The organism is Pseudomonas shiyinii (assembly GCF_056725765.1).
The window spans coordinates 3796013-3812666 of the sequence record NZ_CM161522.1 but is presented as its reverse complement, the minus strand read 5'-3'; the positions used below and the strand labels follow the sequence as shown (position 1 = coordinate 3812666).

13 protein-coding genes are annotated in these 16654 nt (G+C 63.8%); 1 reads left to right on the top strand and 12 read right to left on the bottom strand.

Annotated features, from left to right (window positions below; all coding sequences use genetic code 11):
- Nucleotides 1–196: 196 nt before the first annotated feature.
- Nucleotides 197–1780, top strand: a complete 1584-nt coding sequence (locus tag ACXHGZ_RS17170; protein ID WP_084854574.1) for a peptide chain release factor 3 — start codon at nt 197–199, stop codon at nt 1778–1780.
- 117 nt (nt 1781–1897) lie between these two features.
- Here the strand turns inward: ACXHGZ_RS17170 and ACXHGZ_RS17165 are convergent, their stop codons facing one another.
- The 12 genes from ACXHGZ_RS17165 to ACXHGZ_RS17110 form a co-directional block, all read right to left on the bottom strand.
- On the bottom strand, nt 1898–2977 hold the full coding sequence (locus tag ACXHGZ_RS17165) for a polyamine ABC transporter substrate-binding protein (protein WP_480460679.1): 1080 nt from the start codon (nt 2975–2977) through the stop codon (nt 1898–1900).
- Nucleotides 2978–3033: 56 nt separating this feature from the next.
- Nucleotides 3034–3375, bottom strand: a complete 342-nt coding sequence (locus tag ACXHGZ_RS17160) for a cupin domain-containing protein (RefSeq protein ID WP_480460678.1) — start codon at nt 3373–3375, stop codon at nt 3034–3036.
- A 31-nt stretch (nt 3376–3406) separates the two neighbouring features.
- Complete coding sequence (locus ACXHGZ_RS17155) at nt 3407–4813, bottom strand: NAD(P)/FAD-dependent oxidoreductase (RefSeq protein WP_480460677.1); 1407 nt, start codon at nt 4811–4813, stop codon at nt 3407–3409.
- Between the two features lie 64 nt (nt 4814–4877).
- The gene (locus ACXHGZ_RS17150; protein ID WP_480460676.1) at nt 4878–5678 is read right to left on the bottom strand and encodes an AraC family transcriptional regulator; all 801 of its coding nucleotides are present in this window, start codon (nt 5676–5678) and stop codon (nt 4878–4880) included.
- 130 nt (nt 5679–5808) lie between these two features.
- Complete coding sequence (locus ACXHGZ_RS17145; protein WP_480460675.1) at nt 5809–6777, bottom strand: peptide ABC transporter ATP-binding protein; 969 nt, start codon at nt 6775–6777, stop codon at nt 5809–5811.
- Nucleotides 6777–7745, bottom strand: coding sequence for an ABC transporter ATP-binding protein (locus ACXHGZ_RS17140; protein WP_084854568.1), 969 nt, complete (start codon nt 7743–7745; stop codon nt 6777–6779). The genes ACXHGZ_RS17145 and ACXHGZ_RS17140 overlap by 1 nt, the downstream gene beginning before the upstream one ends.
- A gap of 10 nt (nt 7746–7755) precedes the next feature.
- Nucleotides 7756–8682, bottom strand: coding sequence for an ABC transporter permease subunit (locus tag ACXHGZ_RS17135; protein WP_084854567.1), 927 nt, complete (start codon nt 8680–8682; stop codon nt 7756–7758).
- Between the two features lie 10 nt (nt 8683–8692).
- Entirely contained in the window at nt 8693–9703 is a 1011-nt protein-coding gene (locus ACXHGZ_RS17130) for an ABC transporter permease subunit (RefSeq protein ID WP_196143628.1), read from the bottom strand.
- Nucleotides 9704–9777: 74 nt separating this feature from the next.
- Nucleotides 9778–11373, bottom strand: coding sequence for an ABC transporter substrate-binding protein (locus ACXHGZ_RS17125; RefSeq protein WP_480460674.1), 1596 nt, complete (start codon nt 11371–11373; stop codon nt 9778–9780).
- A gap of 68 nt (nt 11374–11441) precedes the next feature.
- A complete protein-coding gene (locus ACXHGZ_RS17120) occupies nt 11442–12821 on the bottom strand; it encodes an OprD family porin (RefSeq protein WP_084854564.1) in 1380 nt (459 codons plus the stop codon).
- 232 nt (nt 12822–13053) lie between these two features.
- Nucleotides 13054–14646, bottom strand: a complete 1593-nt coding sequence (locus tag ACXHGZ_RS17115) for an ABC transporter substrate-binding protein (protein ID WP_480460673.1) — start codon at nt 14644–14646, stop codon at nt 13054–13056.
- A 160-nt stretch (nt 14647–14806) separates the two neighbouring features.
- Nucleotides 14807–16432, bottom strand: a complete 1626-nt coding sequence (locus ACXHGZ_RS17110; protein ID WP_196143624.1) for an ABC transporter substrate-binding protein — start codon at nt 16430–16432, stop codon at nt 14807–14809.
- Nucleotides 16433–16654 lie beyond the last annotated feature (222 nt).

Below are 16654 nucleotides of genomic sequence, written 5' to 3'. Positions count from 1 at the left end.
CCGCTTTGCGGCCCTTTCGCGGCACAAGGCCGCTCCTGCAGGCCTGCACGGCCCCTGACCGATCCCTGTGGGGGCTTGTCCCGCGATTGGGCCAGCAGTGCCTTCCAGGGCTGCCGCTCATTCGCCGGATTTTGGCCGGCGGCCCGACTTCAGGTATGATACTGCCCCTTTTTGATCCCCAGTCAGGCGATTTCCCATGACCAACCAGGCCGCCGAAGTCGCGAAGCGCCGCACTTTCGCAATCATTTCCCACCCCGACGCCGGTAAGACGACCATCACCGAGAAGCTCTTGCTGATGGGCAAGGCGATTGCCGTTGCCGGTACCGTGAAGTCGCGCAAGTCCGACCGCCACGCCACCTCCGACTGGATGGAAATGGAGAAGCAGCGTGGCATCTCCATCACCACCTCGGTGATGCAGTTCCCCTATCGCGAACACATGATCAACCTGCTCGACACCCCGGGCCACGAGGACTTCTCCGAAGACACCTACCGCACCCTGACCGCGGTGGACTCGGCGTTGATGGTGCTCGACGGCGGTAAGGGCGTAGAGCCGCGCACCATCGCCCTGATGGACGTGTGCCGCCTGCGTGACACGCCCATCGTCAGCTTCATCAACAAACTCGACCGGGACATCCGCGACCCGATCGAACTGCTCGATGAGATCGAGGCGGTCCTGAAGATCAAGGCCGCGCCGATCACTTGGCCGATCGGTTGCTACCGTGACTTCAAGGGCGTGTACCACCTGACCGGCGACTACATCGTGGTCTACACCCCGGGCCACGGCCACGAGCGCACCGAAGCCAAGATCATCCAGAAGCTCGACTCCGACGAAGCTCGCGCGCACCTGGGCGACCAGTACGAGTCGTTCGTCGAGCAGCTGGAGCTGGTGCAGGGCGCCTGCCATGAATTCAACCAGGAAGAGTTCATCAACGGCCAGCTGACCCCGGTGTTCTTCGGTACCGCGCTTGGCAACTTCGGTGTCGACCATGTGCTCGATGCTGTCGTCGACTGGGCGCCCCGCCCGCTGGGCCGCGTCGCCCACGAGCGGACCGTCGAGCCCGTGGAAGAAAAATTCACCGGCTTCGTGTTCAAGATCCAGGCGAACATGGACCCCAAGCACCGCGACCGTATCGCCTTCATGCGCATCTGCTCGGGCAAGTACGAGAAGGGCATGAAGATGCGCCATGTGCGCCTGGGCAAGGACCTGCGCATCGGCGACGCCTTGACCTTCTTCTCCTCCGAGCGTGAACAGCTCGAGGAAGCCTATGCCGGCGATATCATCGGCCTGCACAACCACGGCACTATCCAGATCGGTGACACCTTCACCGAAGGCGAGGCGCTGGGCTTCACCGGCATTCCGCACTTCGCTCCGGAACTGTTCCGCCGCGTGCGCCTGAAGGACCCGCTCAAGTCCAAGCAACTGCGCCAGGGCCTGCAGCAGCTGGCCGAGGAGGGGGCGACCCAGGTGTTCTTCCCCGAGCGTAGCAACGACATCATCCTCGGTGCGGTCGGTGTGCTGCAGTTCGATGTGGTCGCCAGCCGCCTGAAGGAAGAGTACAAGGTCGAGTGTGCCTACGAGCCGATCACCGTCTGGTCGGCACGTTGGATCAGCTGCGACGACAAGAAGAAGCTCGAGGAATTCCAGAACAAGGCCATGGAGAACCTGGCCATCGACGGTGGCGGTCACCTGACCTACCTGGCCCCGACCCGGGTCAACCTGTCGCTGATGGAAGAGCGCTGGCCGGATGTGACCTTCCGCGCTACTCGCGAGCATCATTGATTGCAGGGGAGGGCATTGCCCTCCATTCGCGGCACAAGGCCGCTCCTACAGGAGACCGCATGCCCTTGTAGGAGCGGCCTTGTGCCGCGAATGGGCCGCAAAGCGGCCCCTTCTGATTCAATTCCCCGCTTTGATACTGGTCCAGATCCGCGTCCTGATCCGGTCGATCTTCGCCGGCATCGCCTCCAGGGCATAGAGCTTGCCCAGCACCTCGTCACTGGGGTAGATCATGCCGTTGGCCTTGAGCTGCGGGGCCACCAAGGCGTCAGCCTTGAGGTTGCCATTGGCATATTGCACATGGTCGCTGATCGCGGCCATCACCTCTGGCTGCAGCAGGTAGTTCATGTAGGCATAGCCGGCTTTCTCGTCCGGGGCATCGGCCGGCATGGCCACCATGTCGAACCACAGCGGTGCACCTTCCTTAGGTATCGAATAACCCACCTTCACCCCGTTCTGTGCCTCTTCGGCACGGTTCTTCGCCTGCAGCACATCCCCCGAGAACCCCACCACCACGCACACATCGCCATTGGCCAGGTCGCCTGTGTACTTGGACGAATGGAAGTAGCTGATGTAGGGGCGTACCTGCATCAACAGCGCCTTGGCTTTGTCGTAGTCGGCCGGGTTGCGGCTGTGGTGCGGCAGGCCCAGGTAGTGCAGTGCGATCGGCAGCAGTTCGGGGCCGTTGTCGAGCACAGCGACGCCGCAGCTTTTGAGCTTGGCAATGTACTCGGGCTTGAAGATCAGGTCCCAGGAGTCGATCGGCGCGTTGTCGCCAAGCACGGCCTTGACCTTGTCGATGTTGTAGCCGATGCCGGTGCTGCCCCACAGGTATGGGAAGCCGTACTGGTTGCCCGGGTCGTTCACTTCCAGGGCCTTGAGCAGCACCGGGTTGAGGTTGTGCCAGTTGGGCAGCTGGCTTCTGTCGAGCTTCTTCAGCGCCTTGCCCTGGATCTGCCGGGCCATGAAATGGTTGGAGGGAAACACCACGTCGTAGCCGGAATTACCGGTCATCAACTTGCCGTCGAGGGTCTCGTTGCTGTCGAACACATCGTAGGTGGGGACGATGCCGGTGGCGTGCTGGAACTGCTTGAGCGTATCGGGGGCGATGTAGCTGGACCAGTTGTAGATCTTCACCGAGTCGGTGGCATTGGCCGCGCAGGCGGCGAGCATCAGGAGGGCGAGAAGAAGCGTGCGCATGTCCGGTATACCTTGCTTGGTTTGTTGTTATCGAAGGGCGGCAGGCGATTGGTGAATCAGAAAATCAGTACGTAGGTCTTGCGCACCGTCTCCTGGATGTCCCAGGTGCCGGTGCTGTTGGCCGGTAGCATCAGGGCGTCGCCAGCTTCGATGTGCAAAGGCTCGCCCCCATCGGGGGTGAAGGTGCAGCGGCCTTTGATGAAATGGCAGAACTCCTGCTGCACGATCTGCCGACGCCAGCGTCCGGGTGTGCACTCCCAGATCCCGGTTTCGACGCCATCGTTGCGCTCGACGCAGGTCACCGAGGTGACCGCGACCGGTTCACCGAGCGGGGCGGCGACAGGGTTGCTGTGTGCCAGGGGGACGCTGGCGGTGTGTTTGAACTGGGTGATGCTCATACCGTGGATCCTGTGTGGCGGTTTTGGGAAATCAGCGCATGAAGCCTTCCATGAAGTCGGCAAGGGCGATGGCCAGGCGCCGTCTCCAGGGGGCGCTGCCAGGGTTGGCGAGGGTCTGGTCTTCGTGCACGAAGCTTTGGATGATCGCGTTGTAGCCCAGCCAGCGGCACGGCTCGGGGGGCCAGGTCGCCAGGCTCGACAGCGGGCGGTTGTCGTACACCCAGGGCTGTGCGGTGAGGGCGTTGTGCTGGTCGAGGATCAACGCCGCGAGGGTACGCCCGCCCAGGTTGGTGGCACCGACGCCTTCGCCGCCGTAGCCGCCGGCCAGGGCGATGCCACGCTGGCGGTCGCACAGCATGTGCGGGTGGAAGCGTCGGGCCATGCCCAGGTTGCCGCCCCACGAGTGGGTGATGCGCACGTCCTTGAGCTGCGGGAACAGCTCGCTGAACAGGTAGCGGCGCAGGGCGATCTCGGCATCGGTGAGGCTGAAGTCTTCCCGCAGTCGCCCGCCGAAGCGGTAGCCGCCACGGGCACCGAACACCAGGCGGTCGTCGGCGGTGCGCTGGCCATAGGTGACCTGGCGGCTGCTTTCGCTGAAAGCCTGGCCCTGGGCCAGGCCGATCCGGGCCCAGGTCGATTGCGGCAACGGTTCGGTCGCCACCAGCAGGCTTTGTACCGGTAGCTGGTGGCGGCCCAATGGGGGCAGGCTGGCGGCGTAGCCTTCCACCGCCGGCACCACCCAATGGCTGCGGATCGTGGCCTGTGGCGTGCGTACCTCACCGGGCCGCCAGTCGATAGCGGGGGTGTTCTCGTAGAGGGCAACGCCGAGGTTCTCCACCGTACGGGCCAGGCCTCGGACGAGCTTGGCTGGCTGGATGGTCGCGGTGTGTGGGCTGTAGATCGCGCCATAGGCGTTGCTCACCCGCAACTGGCCGTCGAGTTGTTCGGGGCCCAGCCAGCGGTAGTCGTCCTCGGTCATGCCTTGGCGGTAGAGATCGTCCAGGTAGGCGCGCTGGCTGCGCTCCTGTTCGGGGTAGCGGGCCGCGCAATAGAGCACACCGCCCTTGCGATAGTCACAGTCGATGCCTTCGCGTTGCAGGATGCCGTGGACTTCATCGGGAATACCGTGCAGCAGCTCGATGCTGGCGCGGCGTTGTTGCGGCGACAGGCTGGCGAGCATCCGGTCCTCGCCCAGCAGGTTGCCCATCAACCACCCGCCGTTGCGTCCGGAGGCGCCGAAGCCTGCGAAATGGGCGTCGAGCACCGCGATGCTCAGGTGCGGCGCCTGGCGCTTGAGGTAGTAGGCCGTCCACAGCCCGGTGTAGCCGGCACCGATGATGCAAACGTCCACCGTCAGGTCCTGGCCCAGGGCCGGGCGGGTGCACAAGGGCTCGTCGAGCTGGTCCATCCAGAGGCTGATCGTACGCCAGGGTTGCATGGTACTGCGGCTCCACATCCGTAAAGGTCTGTGGCGATCCTAGTGGGACGAGGCGATGGCTGTCCTACGTGCGTGCACGCAGGGAAATTTGCTTCACATAAGCCTTGGGCGACAGCCCTGTGTGTTCGCGAAAGCACTTGTAGAAGGCCGAGAGCGAGTTGAAGCCGGCGGCGAAGGCCAGGTCATCGACCGGCATGTGTGTACAGCTGTCGTCCAGGCTGGCCAGCAGGTGCTGCAGGCGCGCCTGGTTGACGTAGCGGTAGAAGCTTTGCCCCAGCACCTGGTTGAGCAGGTAGGAGATCTGGTTGCGGCTGTAGCCGCTGGCCTCGGCGACCTGCTGCAGGTCCAGTTCCGGGTCGAGATAGGGGCGCTGGCGCTGAAAGTAATGCTCCAGGTCCTGGGCCATGGTAGACAGCTGGCGGGGCGACAGGCCAAGGCGGCTGGTGGCCGGTCGTGGGCTGCTGCGGTCGCCGCCCTTGGCGTTGCCGCGTACCAGGGTGGCGTATTCGTTGATGCGCCAGATCAGCCCGTCCTTGACGGTGATCGCTTCGCTGGACTGGAACGCCACCAGCCCGTCGCCGCCCTGGACCGTGACCTGGTACTGGATGAAAGCTGTGCAGCCGTCGACGCGGATACGGTCGCTGTGGACGATGTCCTCGCCGGCGGCATGGGGCAGGCTGGCGCGCACATAGTCGCGCAGCTCATCGAAGCCGAGTACGCGGTTCTGGAAGAAGTCGTGGTACTGGATGTCCGGGTGGTAGAGCGCCATGACGCCGTCGAGGTCGCGGTGCTTCCAGCACAGGTGGTAGCGCAGCACGGTGTCGGCGGTGAGCGGCGTTTGCTCGGGGGTGTCGGGGAGGGTCATGGCGGGATAGTGCCCTGGCCGGGCGTGGGTGACAAGGCCAGGGCAGCGCTGCCGGTGCCGGCGCTATCGCGGGTGTAGGAGCGGCCTTGCGCCGCGAAAGGGCTGCAAAGCAGCCCCAGTTATCCAGGGGTTAAAGGAACTGCTCGGCATAATGGCATGCCACCTGCCGTGTCCCCACCTGGCGCAGTGCCGGCACTTCCTTGGCACAGCGCTCGGTGGCATAGGGGCAGCGTTTGTGGAAGGCGCAGCCATCCGGTGGGTTGAGCGGGTTGGGCAGCTCACCGGCGATGCGGATCTTCGGCTTGAGCGGGTCCGGGTGGATGGCCGGGGTCGCCGACAGCAAGGCCTGGGTGTACGGGTGCAGGGGCTTTTCGTAGATGTCCTCCTTCGGGCCCATCTCCGCGGGGCGGCCCAGGTACATCACCAACACCTGGTCGGCTACATGGCGCACCACTGCGAGGTTGTGGGAGATGAACACGTAGGCGGTGTTGAACTCCTTCTGCAGGTCCATGAACAGGTTCAGCACCTGCGCCTGGATCGACACGTCCAGGGCCGAGGTCGGCTCGTCGGCTACCAGCACTTTCGGCTGCAGCATCATCGCCCGGGCCAGGGCGATGCGCTGGCGCTGGCCGCCGGAGAACATGTGCGGGTAGCGCTGGTAGTGCTCGGGACGCAGGCCGACCTGCTCCATCATCTTCTGCACCTTCTCACGGCGCTCGGCCTTGCCCAGGGCGGTGTTGATCAGCAGTGGCTCGGCCAACTGGTCGCCGATCTTCTGGCGCGGGTTGAGCGAGGCATAGGGGCTCTGGAAGACCATCTGCACGTCCCGGCGCAGCTGCTTGCGCTCGGCCTTGCTGGCCCCCTTCACTTCGGTGCCAGCGATCTGCAGGGAGCCGGAGGACGGCTCCTCGATCAGGGTGAGCGCGCGGGCCAGGGTCGACTTGCCACAGCCGGACTCGCCGACCACGGCCAGCGTCTTGCCGGCCTCCAGCTCGAACGACACGCCATTGAGGGCGCGCACCAGCGCATGGCCCTTGAACAGGCCGCGGGAGACTTCGTAGTGACGGGTCAGTTCACGGGCGGATAGGACGACGGTCATCACGCCACCTCCTGGTTCAGCGGATAGAAGCAACGCACCAGGCTGTGCGCCTGGGGATCGAGGGGCGGACGCTGCTGGCGGCAGTTTTCCTGCACGTAGGGGCAGCGCGGTGACAGCAGGCAGCCTTTGGGCCGGTCGTAGCGACCGGGGACGATGCCGGGCAGGGTGGCCAGGCGTTCGGCGCCGATGCTGTGCTCGGGGATGGCCGCCAGCAAGGCTTCGCTGTAGGGGTGGGCGGGGATGTCGAACAGTTCCGGTACCTGGCCCACTTCCACCGCCTGCCCTGCGTACATCACGCAGACCCGCCTGGCGGTCTCGGCGACCACGGCCAGGTCGTGGGTGATGAGAATGAGCGCCATGTTGCGCTCCTTCTGCAGGTTCACCAGCAGCTCCATGATCTGCGCCTGGATGGTCACGTCCAGGGCGGTGGTCGGCTCGTCGGCGATCAGCAGCTTGGGTTCGCCGGCGATGGCCATGGCGATCGCCACGCGCTGGCTCATGCCGCCGGAAAGCTGGTGGGGGTAGGCGTCCAGGCGGCTTTCGGCGGCCGGGATCTCGACCTTCTTGAGCAGCTCCAGGGCACGCTGGCGGGCAGCCTTGCCCTTGAGCCCGAGGTGCTGGCGCAGCACTTCCTCGATCTGGTAGCCCACGGTGTAGCTGGGGTTCAGGGCGGTCATCGGGTCCTGGAAGACCATGGCGATGTCCTTGCCCACCACTTTGCGACGTTGCCGGCCGCTGAGCTTGAGCATATCGGTGCCGTCGAAGTTGAGCACGTCGGCGGTGATACGCCCGGGGGCGTCGATCAGGCCCATCAGGGCCATCATGGTGACCGACTTGCCGGAGCCGGACTCGCCGACGATGGCGAGAATCTCGCCGGCCTCCACGGTAAGGTCCAGGCCGTCCACCACGGGCACGGCGTTGGCGTCGCCGAAGCGCACGTTCAGGTTGTTGATCTGCAACAGTGACATGGCGTTCTCCTCAGGCGGCGTTCTTGAGTTTCGGGTCCAGCGCATCACGCAGCCCGTCGCCCATCAGGTTGATCGCCAGCACGCTGAGCAGGATGGTCAGGCCCGGCAGGCTGACCACCCACCAGGCGCGCTCGATGTAGTCGCGGGCCGAGGCCAGCATGGTGCCCCACTCGGGGGTGGGCGGCTGGACGCCAAGGCCCAGGAAGCCCAGGGCGGCGGCGTCGAGGATCGCCGAAGAGAAGCTCAGGGTGGCCTGGACGATCAGCGGTGCCATGCAGTTGGGCAGCACGGTGACGAACATCAGGCGTGGCAGGCCGGCGCCGGCCAGGCGCGCGGCGGTGACGTAGTCGCGGTTCAGCTCGCCCATCACCGCGGCGCGGGTCAGACGCACGTAGGACGGCAGCGAGACGATGGCGATGGCGATCACGGTGTTGATCAGGCCAGGGCCGAGGATGGCGACGATGGCGACGGCCAGCAGCAGCGAGGGCAGGGCCAGCATCACGTCCATCAGGCGCATGATCGACGGGCCGAGGATCTGCGGGAAGAAGCCGGCCAGCAGGCCCAGCAGGATGCCAGGGATCAGCGACATCACCACCGACGACAGGCCGATCAGCAGCGACAGCCGTGCGCCCTGGATCAACCGCGAGAGCAGGTCGCGGCCCAGCTCGTCGGTGCCGAGGATGAACTGCCAGGTGCCGCCTTCGAGCCAGACCGGCGGGGTCAGCAGGAAGTCGCGGTACTGCTCGCTCGGGTTGTGCGGCGCGACCCACGGGGCGAACACGGCGCAGAACACCACCAGGCACATGAAGGCCAGGCCCGCGACGGCGCCCTTGTTGCGTGAGAAGGCCTGCCAGAACTCCTTGTAGGGGGAAGGGTAGAGCAGGCTCTGGTCCACCGGGCTTGCCGGGGTGACGGATTTTGGAATCGAGCTAGTCATGGCTTGGGCCTCAGCGCTGATGACGGATGCGTGGGTTGGCCAGGCCGTAGAGAATGTCCACGACGAAGTTGACCAGGATCACCAGGCAGGCGATCAACAGGATGCCGTTCTGGACCACGGGGTAGTCACGGGCACCGATGGCTTCGATCAGCCATTTGCCGATGCCCGGCCAGGAAAAGATGGTCTCGGTGAGCACGGCACCGGCGAGCAAGGTGCCGACCTGCAGGCCGAACACGGTCAGCACCGGGATCAGCGCATTGCGCAGGCCATGGATGAACACCACGCGCGAAGGCGACAGGCCCTTGGCCCGGGCGGTACGGATGTAATCTTCGCGCAGCACCTCGAGCATCGAGGAGCGGGTCATGCGGGCGATCACCGCCAGCGGGATGGTACCCAGAACGATGGCCGGCAGGATCAGGTGCATGACCGCGTCCTTGAACGCGCCTTCCTCTTCGCTGAGCAGGGTGTCGATGAGCATGAAGCCGGTCTTGGGCTCGATGTCGTAGAGCAGGTCGATGCGCCCGGAGACGGGCGTCCAGCCCAGGCTCACGGAGAAGAACATGATCAGGATCAGGCCCCACCAGAAGATCGGCATGGAATAGCCGGCCAGGGAAATACCCATGACCCCATGGTCGAACAGCGAACCTCGCTTGAGCGCGGCGATCACCCCGGCCAGCAGGCCGACGATGCCGGCGAACAGCAGGGCGGCGAAGGCCAGCTCCAGGGTGGCGGGGAACAGGGTGAGGAATTCGTTCCACACGCTCTCGCGGGTGCGCAACGACTCGCCCAGGTCACCCTGGGCGAGCTTGCCGATGTAGTCCAGGTACTGGACCGGCAGTGGCTTGTTCAGGCCCAGGCGCTCCATGGCCTGGGCGTGCATCTCGGGGTCGACCCTGCGTTCGCCCATCATCACTTCCACCGGGTCGCCGGGGATCAGGCGTATGAGCGCGAAGGTCAGCAAGGTGATGCCGAAGAAGGTCGGAATCAGCAGGCCCAGGCGCCGGGCAATAAAACTCAACATCGTCGGGTGTACCTCATCAGCCGGTCAGGCGGTGCCGCCGGGTCCCTCGTGGGGCGCCGGCGGTCGTTGTTGTTCTACTTCACCTTGGTGGTGGCGAAGTTGTTGTTGGTCAGCGGGTTGATCACGTAGCCCTCCACGTTCTCGCGCATGGCGGTGAACATCTTCGGGTGGGCCATGTTGATCCACGGTTGGTCCTCATCGTACACCGTCATCGCTTCGGCATAGACCCATCGACGCTCATCGTCGCTGCTGATGGTGCGCGCGCGGGTGATCAGATCCTGGAACTTCTGGTTACACCAGCGGGCGTAGTTTTCGCCGTTCCTCGCGGCTTCACAGCTGAGCAACGGGCCGAGGAAGTTGTCTGGGTCACCGTTGTCGCTGGCCCAGCCGGTGGACACCATGTCGGCTTCACCGGCCTTGGCACGGCGCAGCATTTCGGCCCATTCCATGACACGAATATCGAGTTTGATGCCGATCTGGGCCAGATCGGCCTGGAGCATTTCGGCGGAAAGCCGCGGATTGGGGTTGGTCGGCCCGCCGCCGTTGCGGGTGAAGAGGGTCATCACGGTGTCTTTCGGTACACCGGCCTCCTTCAACAGCGCTCGGGCTTTGTCGAGGTCGCGCGGCGGGTTCTGGATCATCACGTTGTTGCCCAGCATGGTATGCGGGTATGGATTGACTGCCTCGGTCGCGTTGCCCTTGCCGAACAGTTGGTCGATATGGTGCTGGCGGTCGAAGGCCATGTTGATGGCTTTACGCACACGAACATCGTTCAGGTATTTGTGTTGTGTGTTCATAGCGATGTAGCCGGTGACCAGTGCCTCGATCTCCGCGACCTTGAGCTTCGGATCGGCCTTGATCGCCGGCACGTCGTCAGGCTTGGGATACAGGGCGATCTGGCATTCGTTGGCGCGCAGTTTCTGCAGTCGGACGTTACTGTCTGTGGCAATGGCGAAGATCAGGGCATCGGCTGGGGGCTTGCCACGGAAGTAGTCCGGGTTGGGCTTGTAGCGAACCTGGGCGTCCTTGTTATAACGCTGGAAGATGAACGGCCCGGTACCTACCGGCTTGCTGTTCAACTCGCCGGTCTTGCCGGCCTTGAGCAACTGGTCGCCGTATTCGGCCGAGTAGATCGAAGTGAAGGCCATGGCCATGTCGCGCAGGAAGGGCGCTTCCGGGCGGGTCAGGGTGATCACCACGGTGTGGTCGTCGGTTTTTTCCACCGACTTGAGCAGGTCCTTGAAGGCCATGCTCTCGAAGTAGGGGAAGCCGACGCTGGTCTTGTCGTGCCAGGGGTGGTTCGGGTCCAGCTGGCGGTTGAGGCTCCACAGCACGTCATCGGCGTTGAAGTCGCGGGTCGGCGTGAAGTAGGGCGTGGTATGGAACTTGACGCCTTTGCGCAGGTGGAAGGTGTAGACCCGCCCGTCCGGGCTGATGTCCCAGCGTTCGGCCAGGGCTGGCTGGATCTCGGTGGTGCCGGGCCTGAAGTCGACCAGGCGGTTGAAGATCGTCTCGGCCGCGGCATCGGCGGTGACCGCGGTGGTGTACTGGACGATGTCGAAGCCTTCCGGGCTGGCCTCGGTGCATACCACCAGCGGCTTGGCCGCCAGGTGAGTCGCGGCGCCGAGGATGACGGCCGCCAGGGCGGCACGTAGCGGTAGCGATGTCATGGAACCTCCCTGCAAATTGTTCCAGCATAGTTGCCGCGGCCCGCACGGGGCGGGCCGGGCATCCTGGCTTAGAGAATGTTGAACGGAATGGTGGTGACGATACGCAGCTCGTCCAGGCTGCCATCGGCCTGGGCCTTGCTGGCACGGTGCGCGGTGTAGGTGGCGCGGATGCTGGTGTCTTTCAGCGGCCCGCTCTGTACCGCGTAGCTGGTGCCGATGCCCCATTCATAATGGGTCTCGCCGTCCATGCCATTGACGTCATACGCAGTGCCCCGGTAATGGGTGCCGTCGATGCCCCAGCCGCGCGCGTTGTACACGTTGAACTTGAGCCCCGGCACGCCGTAGGGCGCCATGTTCAGCACATAGGAGATCTGCAGGGATTTCTCGTTGGGGCCGTTGAAGTCCGACAGCAGCGAGTTGGCCAGGTAGATGCCGTTGGTCTCGTGCAGGTAGTCGAAGTACTCGTTGCCGTTGACCTGCTGCCAGGAGGCGGACAGCGTGTGGGCCTGGTGGGTGAGGCCGAACGACAGGCTGTAGGTGTCGTTGTCGATCTGGCCCATCTTCCGGCTGCCGGCGTCCACGGTCTTGTAGTAGTTCAGGCCCGTGGTCAGGCTCAGCACCGCGCTGTCGCCCAGCACATGGTTGGCGCCGAAGTAGTACTGGTTCCAGAAATCCTCGACCTTGGTGGCGTAGAGGCTGGTGTTCAGGCTCTTGAACGGCTGGTAGTTGACCCCGATGGTGCTGGCACGGTCGGTTTCGACGCCAGTGGCGCTGTACTCGCTGCGGAACTTGCTCAGGCTCTGTTCGGTACGTGGCGAGACGCGGTCGAAGGTGCCCAGGTCGAACGACAGGTTGTCGAATTCGGCGCTGTGCAGGAAGGCACCCTGGAAGCTCGACGGCAGCGCGCGGTTGCCGATGTAGGCCATCATTGGGGTATCGACCGTCTGGCGACCGACGGTCAGGGTGGTGTTGGACACCCGCGCCTTGACGTTGGCCAAGCCCATCTTGCTCCACTGGCCGATCACGTCGCCGTCGCTATGGGTGAGTGTACGGTTGTTCGGCCCGGCCACGGCGGCGCGGCCACGTTCCAGGGCGATGGCATTGTAGCCGGCGGCTTCCACGGCAAAGCCCACGGTGCCCTGGGTGAAGCCCGAGCTGTAGTTGAGGATGGTGCCCTGCACCCAGTTGTCGCGGCTGTGGGTGGCGTGGCGGGTGCCGTCGCTCTTGTAGTACTTGAACAGCGGCGCGCGGGTGGCGCGTTCCCGGGCGTACCAGTTGCGCGTGCTGCCGGTCAGGCTCTGGCCTTCGAGAAAGCCGCTGGCCTCGGCCTGCTCACTGCTGGACTTCAGGGTGATGGGCACGAAGTCCTGGCTGACAGGGTCGGCCTGTGCCGCGGTGGAAACTGCACTTATGGCCAGGGCCAGTGCGGTGATGGTTGTACGTCTCAAGGTGAAGCTCCCTTTCTGTTTTCTAGTTATTCCCGTGCCTTGTGGGCCGGGCATGTTGCGGTACAGCGGTACTGCCAGGTTTGCCGCGGGATCGCCGGGCAAATTCGGGGAACCGGTAGATCAGGCTGCTGGCGCAGACCGTGTAGGAGCGGGCTTGCCCCGCGATCGAGGGCGAAGCCCTCGCCAGCCCGGCGCTTTGATGGATTCGGCCGGTTCGCGGGTCGCGGTCCGGTCAGTCGACACTCACACCGGAAAAGTCGTTACGCCCGAAGGGGCTGACCCGGAAGTCGTTGACCTTGGCGCTGATCGGCTGGTTGACCGTGGAGTGGGCCACCGGAGTGATCGGTACCTGTTGCTTGAGACGTTGCTGGGCTTGCTGGTAGAGCTGGGTGCGCTGCTCGCGGTCGGTGACCTGCTTGGCTTTCTTGACCAGCGTGTCGTACTGCGGGTCGCACCAGAAGGAATAGTTGTTGCTGCCGATGGCATCGCAGCTGTACAGGGTGCCCAGCCAGTTGTCCGGGTCACCGTTGTCGCCGGTCCAGCCGATCAGGGCGATGTCGTGCTCGCCGTTCTTCATGCGCTTGAGGTATTCGCCCCATTCGTAGCTGACGATGCGCACCTTGAAGCCGAGCTCGCTCCAGTCGGCCTGGAGCATTTCGGCCATCAGCTTGGCATTGGGGTTGTAGGGCCGCTGCACGGGCATGGCCCACAGGGTAAGCTCGGTGCCTTCCTTGACCCCGGCCTGCTTGAGCAGTTGCTTGGCTTTTTCCGGGTCGTACTTGGCGTCCTTGATGCTGGTGTCGTAGGACCATTGGGTCGGCGGCATGGCATTGACTGCCGTTTGGCCGGCTTCCTGGTACACCGCCTGGATGATCGCCTGCTTGTTCACCGCCATGTCCATGGCCTGGCGCACCTCAAGCCGGTCGAAGGGCGGATGCTGGGTGTTGTAGGCGATGTAGCCGAGGTTGAAACCAGGCTTTTGCAACACCTGCAGCTTGTCGTCGGCCTTGACCGACGGCAGGTCCGCCGGGCGCGGATGCAGGGTGACCTGGCATTCGTTGCGGCGCAGCTTCTGGATGCGCACCGACGGGTCGATGTTGATGGAGAACACCAGGTTCTCGAGCTTCACGTCCTCCGGCGCCCAGTAGTCCTTGTTGCCCTTGTAGCGGATCTGCGAGTCCTTCTGGTAGCGCTGGAACACGAACGGGCCGGTGCCGATCGGCTTCTGGTTGATGTCGCTGGGGCGGCCCTCGGCCAGCAGGTGATCGGCGTACTCGGCGGAGAGGACGGAGGCGAAGCTCATGGCCAGGTTCTGGATGAACGCGGCGTCGACGCTGTTGAGGGTGAATACCACGGTCAGCGGGTCGGTCTTCTCGACCTTGGCGATGTTCTTGTCCAGGCCCATGCTGATGAAGTAGGGAAACTCGGTCGGGTAGGCCGTGCGGAATGGGTGGTTCTCGTCGAGCATGCGGTTGAAGGTGAACAGCACATCATCGGCGTTGAAGTCGCGGCTTGGGGTGAAGGTCTTGTTGCCGTGGAACTTCACCCCTTCGCGCAGATGGAAGGTGTAGCGCAGGCCGTCTTCGGAGACCTCCCAGCGGGTCGCCAGGGCGGGCTGGACAGCGGTGCCGCCACGTTCGAACTCGACCAGGCGGTTGTAGATCGGTTCGGCGGCATCGTTGTCGGTGGCGCTGGTGTACTGGGCGGTGTCGAAGCCGGCGGGGCTGCCTTCGGAGCAGAACACCAGGTTCTTGGCGAGCAGGGCAGGGGCTTGGGTCATCAGGCCGAGGCCGAGCAGGGTGCTGAGGAGTGTGGCGTGGCGCATGGCGAGTCCTTTTTCCGTCTGTTTTCGCCGCAATGGGTTGAATCGCGGCAACAGGGTTCCTGTCCCGATGCGGGTGGCATCGGGAGGGCGCGGTTGCAGATTGCGTTCGTGGCGCTGGGTACCGCCGCAGGCCATCAGGCCTGCGGCGCAGGGGCTGGCGCTATTTCTCCACGCTCACGCCGTAGAAGGAGTTCAGGCCGAAGGGGCTGATCTTGAAGTCCTTCACCTTGGCGCTCATCGGCTGGTAGACGGTGGAGTGGGCAATGGGCGTGATCGGCACCTGTTCCTTGAGGATGTGCTGTGCCTTTTGGTACAGCTCGGTGCGCTTGGCCTGGTCGGGGGTGGCCTTGGCTTGCTTGATCAGGTCGTCGTAGGGCTTGTAGCACCACTTGGAGAAGTTGTTGCCGTCCATGGCATCGCAGCCATAGAGGGTGCCCAGCCAGTTGTCCGGGTCGCCATTGTCACCGCTCCAGCCGATCAGCATGGCGCCTTGCTCGCCGCCCTTGGAGCGTTTGATGTACTCGCCCCACTCGTAGCTGACGATCTTGGCCTTGATGCCGACCTTGGCCCAGTCGGATTGGAGCATCTCGGCCATCAGTTTGGCGTTGGGGTTGTAGGGGCGCTGCACCGGCATGGCCCACAGGGTGATCTCGGTGCCTTCCTTGATGCCGGCTTCCTTGAGCAACTGCTTGGCCTTCTCCGGATCGTACTGGGCATCCTTGATGGTGGTGTCGTAGGACCACTGGGTCGGTGGCATGGCGTTGACCGCCAGCTGGCCCGCGCCCTGGTATACCGACTCGATGATCTGCTGCTTGTTCACCGCCATGTCCAGGGCCTGGCGCACCTTCAGTTGGGCCAGGGGGTTGGGCTCGTTGCTGCCCTTGACCTTGTCCATCACGTTATAGGCGATGTAGCCGAGGTTGAAGCCGGCCTGTTCAGGCATCTGCAGCTTCGGGTCCTTCTTCAGCGGCTCGATGTCCGCCGGGCGTGGGAAGAGGGTGACCTGGCACTCGTTCTTCTTGAGCTTTTGCATGCGCACCGAGGCGTCGGTGCTGATGGCGAAGATCAGGTTGTCGATCTTCACGTCGTCGGGGTTCCAGTAGTCCTTGTTGCCCTTGAAGCGGATCTGGGCGTCTTTCTGGTACTTGCTGAACACGAACGGGCCGGTGCCGATGGGCTTCTGGTTGATGTCGGCGGCCTTGCCCTGCTTGAGCAGCTGGTCGGCATATTCGGCGGACTGGATCGAGGCGAAGCTCATGGCCAGGTTCTGGATGAAGGCGGCGTCGACCTGGTTGAGGCTGAACTTGACGGTGTGATCGTCGATTTTCTCCACCTTGGCGATGTTCTTGTCCATGCCCATGTCGGTGAAGTAAGGGAATTCGGTGGGGTAGGCTTTGCGGAACGGGTGGTTCTTGTCGAGCATGCGGTTGAAGGTGAACAGCACGTCGTCGGCGTTGAATTCGCGGGTCGGCTTGAAGAAGTCGGTGCTGTGGAACTTGACCCCTTCGCGTAGGTGGAAGGTGTAGGTCTTGCCATCCTCGGAAACGTCCCATTTGGTGGCCAGGCCTGGGATGACGGCGGTACCGCCGCGTTCGAACTGGGTCAGGCGGTTGAAGACGGTCTCAGCCGAGGCATCGAAGTCGGTTCCGGTGGTGTATTGGCCGGGGTCGAAGCCGGCAGGGCTGCCTTCGGAGCAGAACACCAGGTTGGTGGCTGCGAGTGCGGAAGGTGCGCCGGCGAGCAAGCCTGCGCCGACCAGAAACGGAATGACTGCGTGTTTTAGCATGGTGGCCTCATTGTTCTTTTTCGATTGAGGTGGCCTCGTGAGCCGACTTGCGGATACTTATGCAGGCGAGATTGCCAATGCAACAGGCAGAAGGATAGTTGGCGTCAAAATAGTGGGACCAACGTACATGGATGTCGCATCCATGTAACTTTGCCGCAAGTTGTACGTTTGCGATGGTTTTTTGCCAGCAATTTGCCGTTTATTTGTTGATCTGCAAGTCAA

Excerpts from the sequence above, each read along its gene's own strand:
- ACXHGZ_RS17170 (WP_084854574.1), top strand. The coding sequence starts at position 197 with ATGACCAACCAGGCCGCCGAAGTCGCGAAGCGCCGCACTTTCGCAATC.
- ACXHGZ_RS17165 (WP_480460679.1), bottom strand. The coding sequence starts at position 2,977 with ATGCGCACGCTTCTTCTCGCCCTCCTGATGCTCGCCGCCTGCGCGGCC.
- ACXHGZ_RS17160 (WP_480460678.1), bottom strand. The coding sequence starts at position 3,375 with ATGAGCATCACCCAGTTCAAACACACCGCCAGCGTCCCCCTGGCACAC.
- ACXHGZ_RS17155 (WP_480460677.1), bottom strand. The coding sequence starts at position 4,813 with ATGCAACCCTGGCGTACGATCAGCCTCTGGATGGACCAGCTCGACGAG.
- ACXHGZ_RS17150 (WP_480460676.1), bottom strand. The coding sequence starts at position 5,678 with ATGACCCTCCCCGACACCCCCGAGCAAACGCCGCTCACCGCCGACACC.
- ACXHGZ_RS17145 (WP_480460675.1), bottom strand. The coding sequence starts at position 6,777 with ATGACCGTCGTCCTATCCGCCCGTGAACTGACCCGTCACTACGAAGTC.
- ACXHGZ_RS17140 (WP_084854568.1), bottom strand. The coding sequence starts at position 7,745 with ATGTCACTGTTGCAGATCAACAACCTGAACGTGCGCTTCGGCGACGCC.
- ACXHGZ_RS17135 (WP_084854567.1), bottom strand. The coding sequence starts at position 8,682 with ATGACTAGCTCGATTCCAAAATCCGTCACCCCGGCAAGCCCGGTGGAC.
- ACXHGZ_RS17130 (WP_196143628.1), bottom strand. The coding sequence starts at position 9,703 with ATGTTGAGTTTTATTGCCCGGCGCCTGGGCCTGCTGATTCCGACCTTC.
- ACXHGZ_RS17125 (WP_480460674.1), bottom strand. The coding sequence starts at position 11,373 with ATGACATCGCTACCGCTACGTGCCGCCCTGGCGGCCGTCATCCTCGGC.
- ACXHGZ_RS17115 (WP_480460673.1), bottom strand. The coding sequence starts at position 14,646 with ATGCGCCACGCCACACTCCTCAGCACCCTGCTCGGCCTCGGCCTGATG.
- ACXHGZ_RS17110 (WP_196143624.1), bottom strand. The coding sequence starts at position 16,432 with ATGCTAAAACACGCAGTCATTCCGTTTCTGGTCGGCGCAGGCTTGCTC.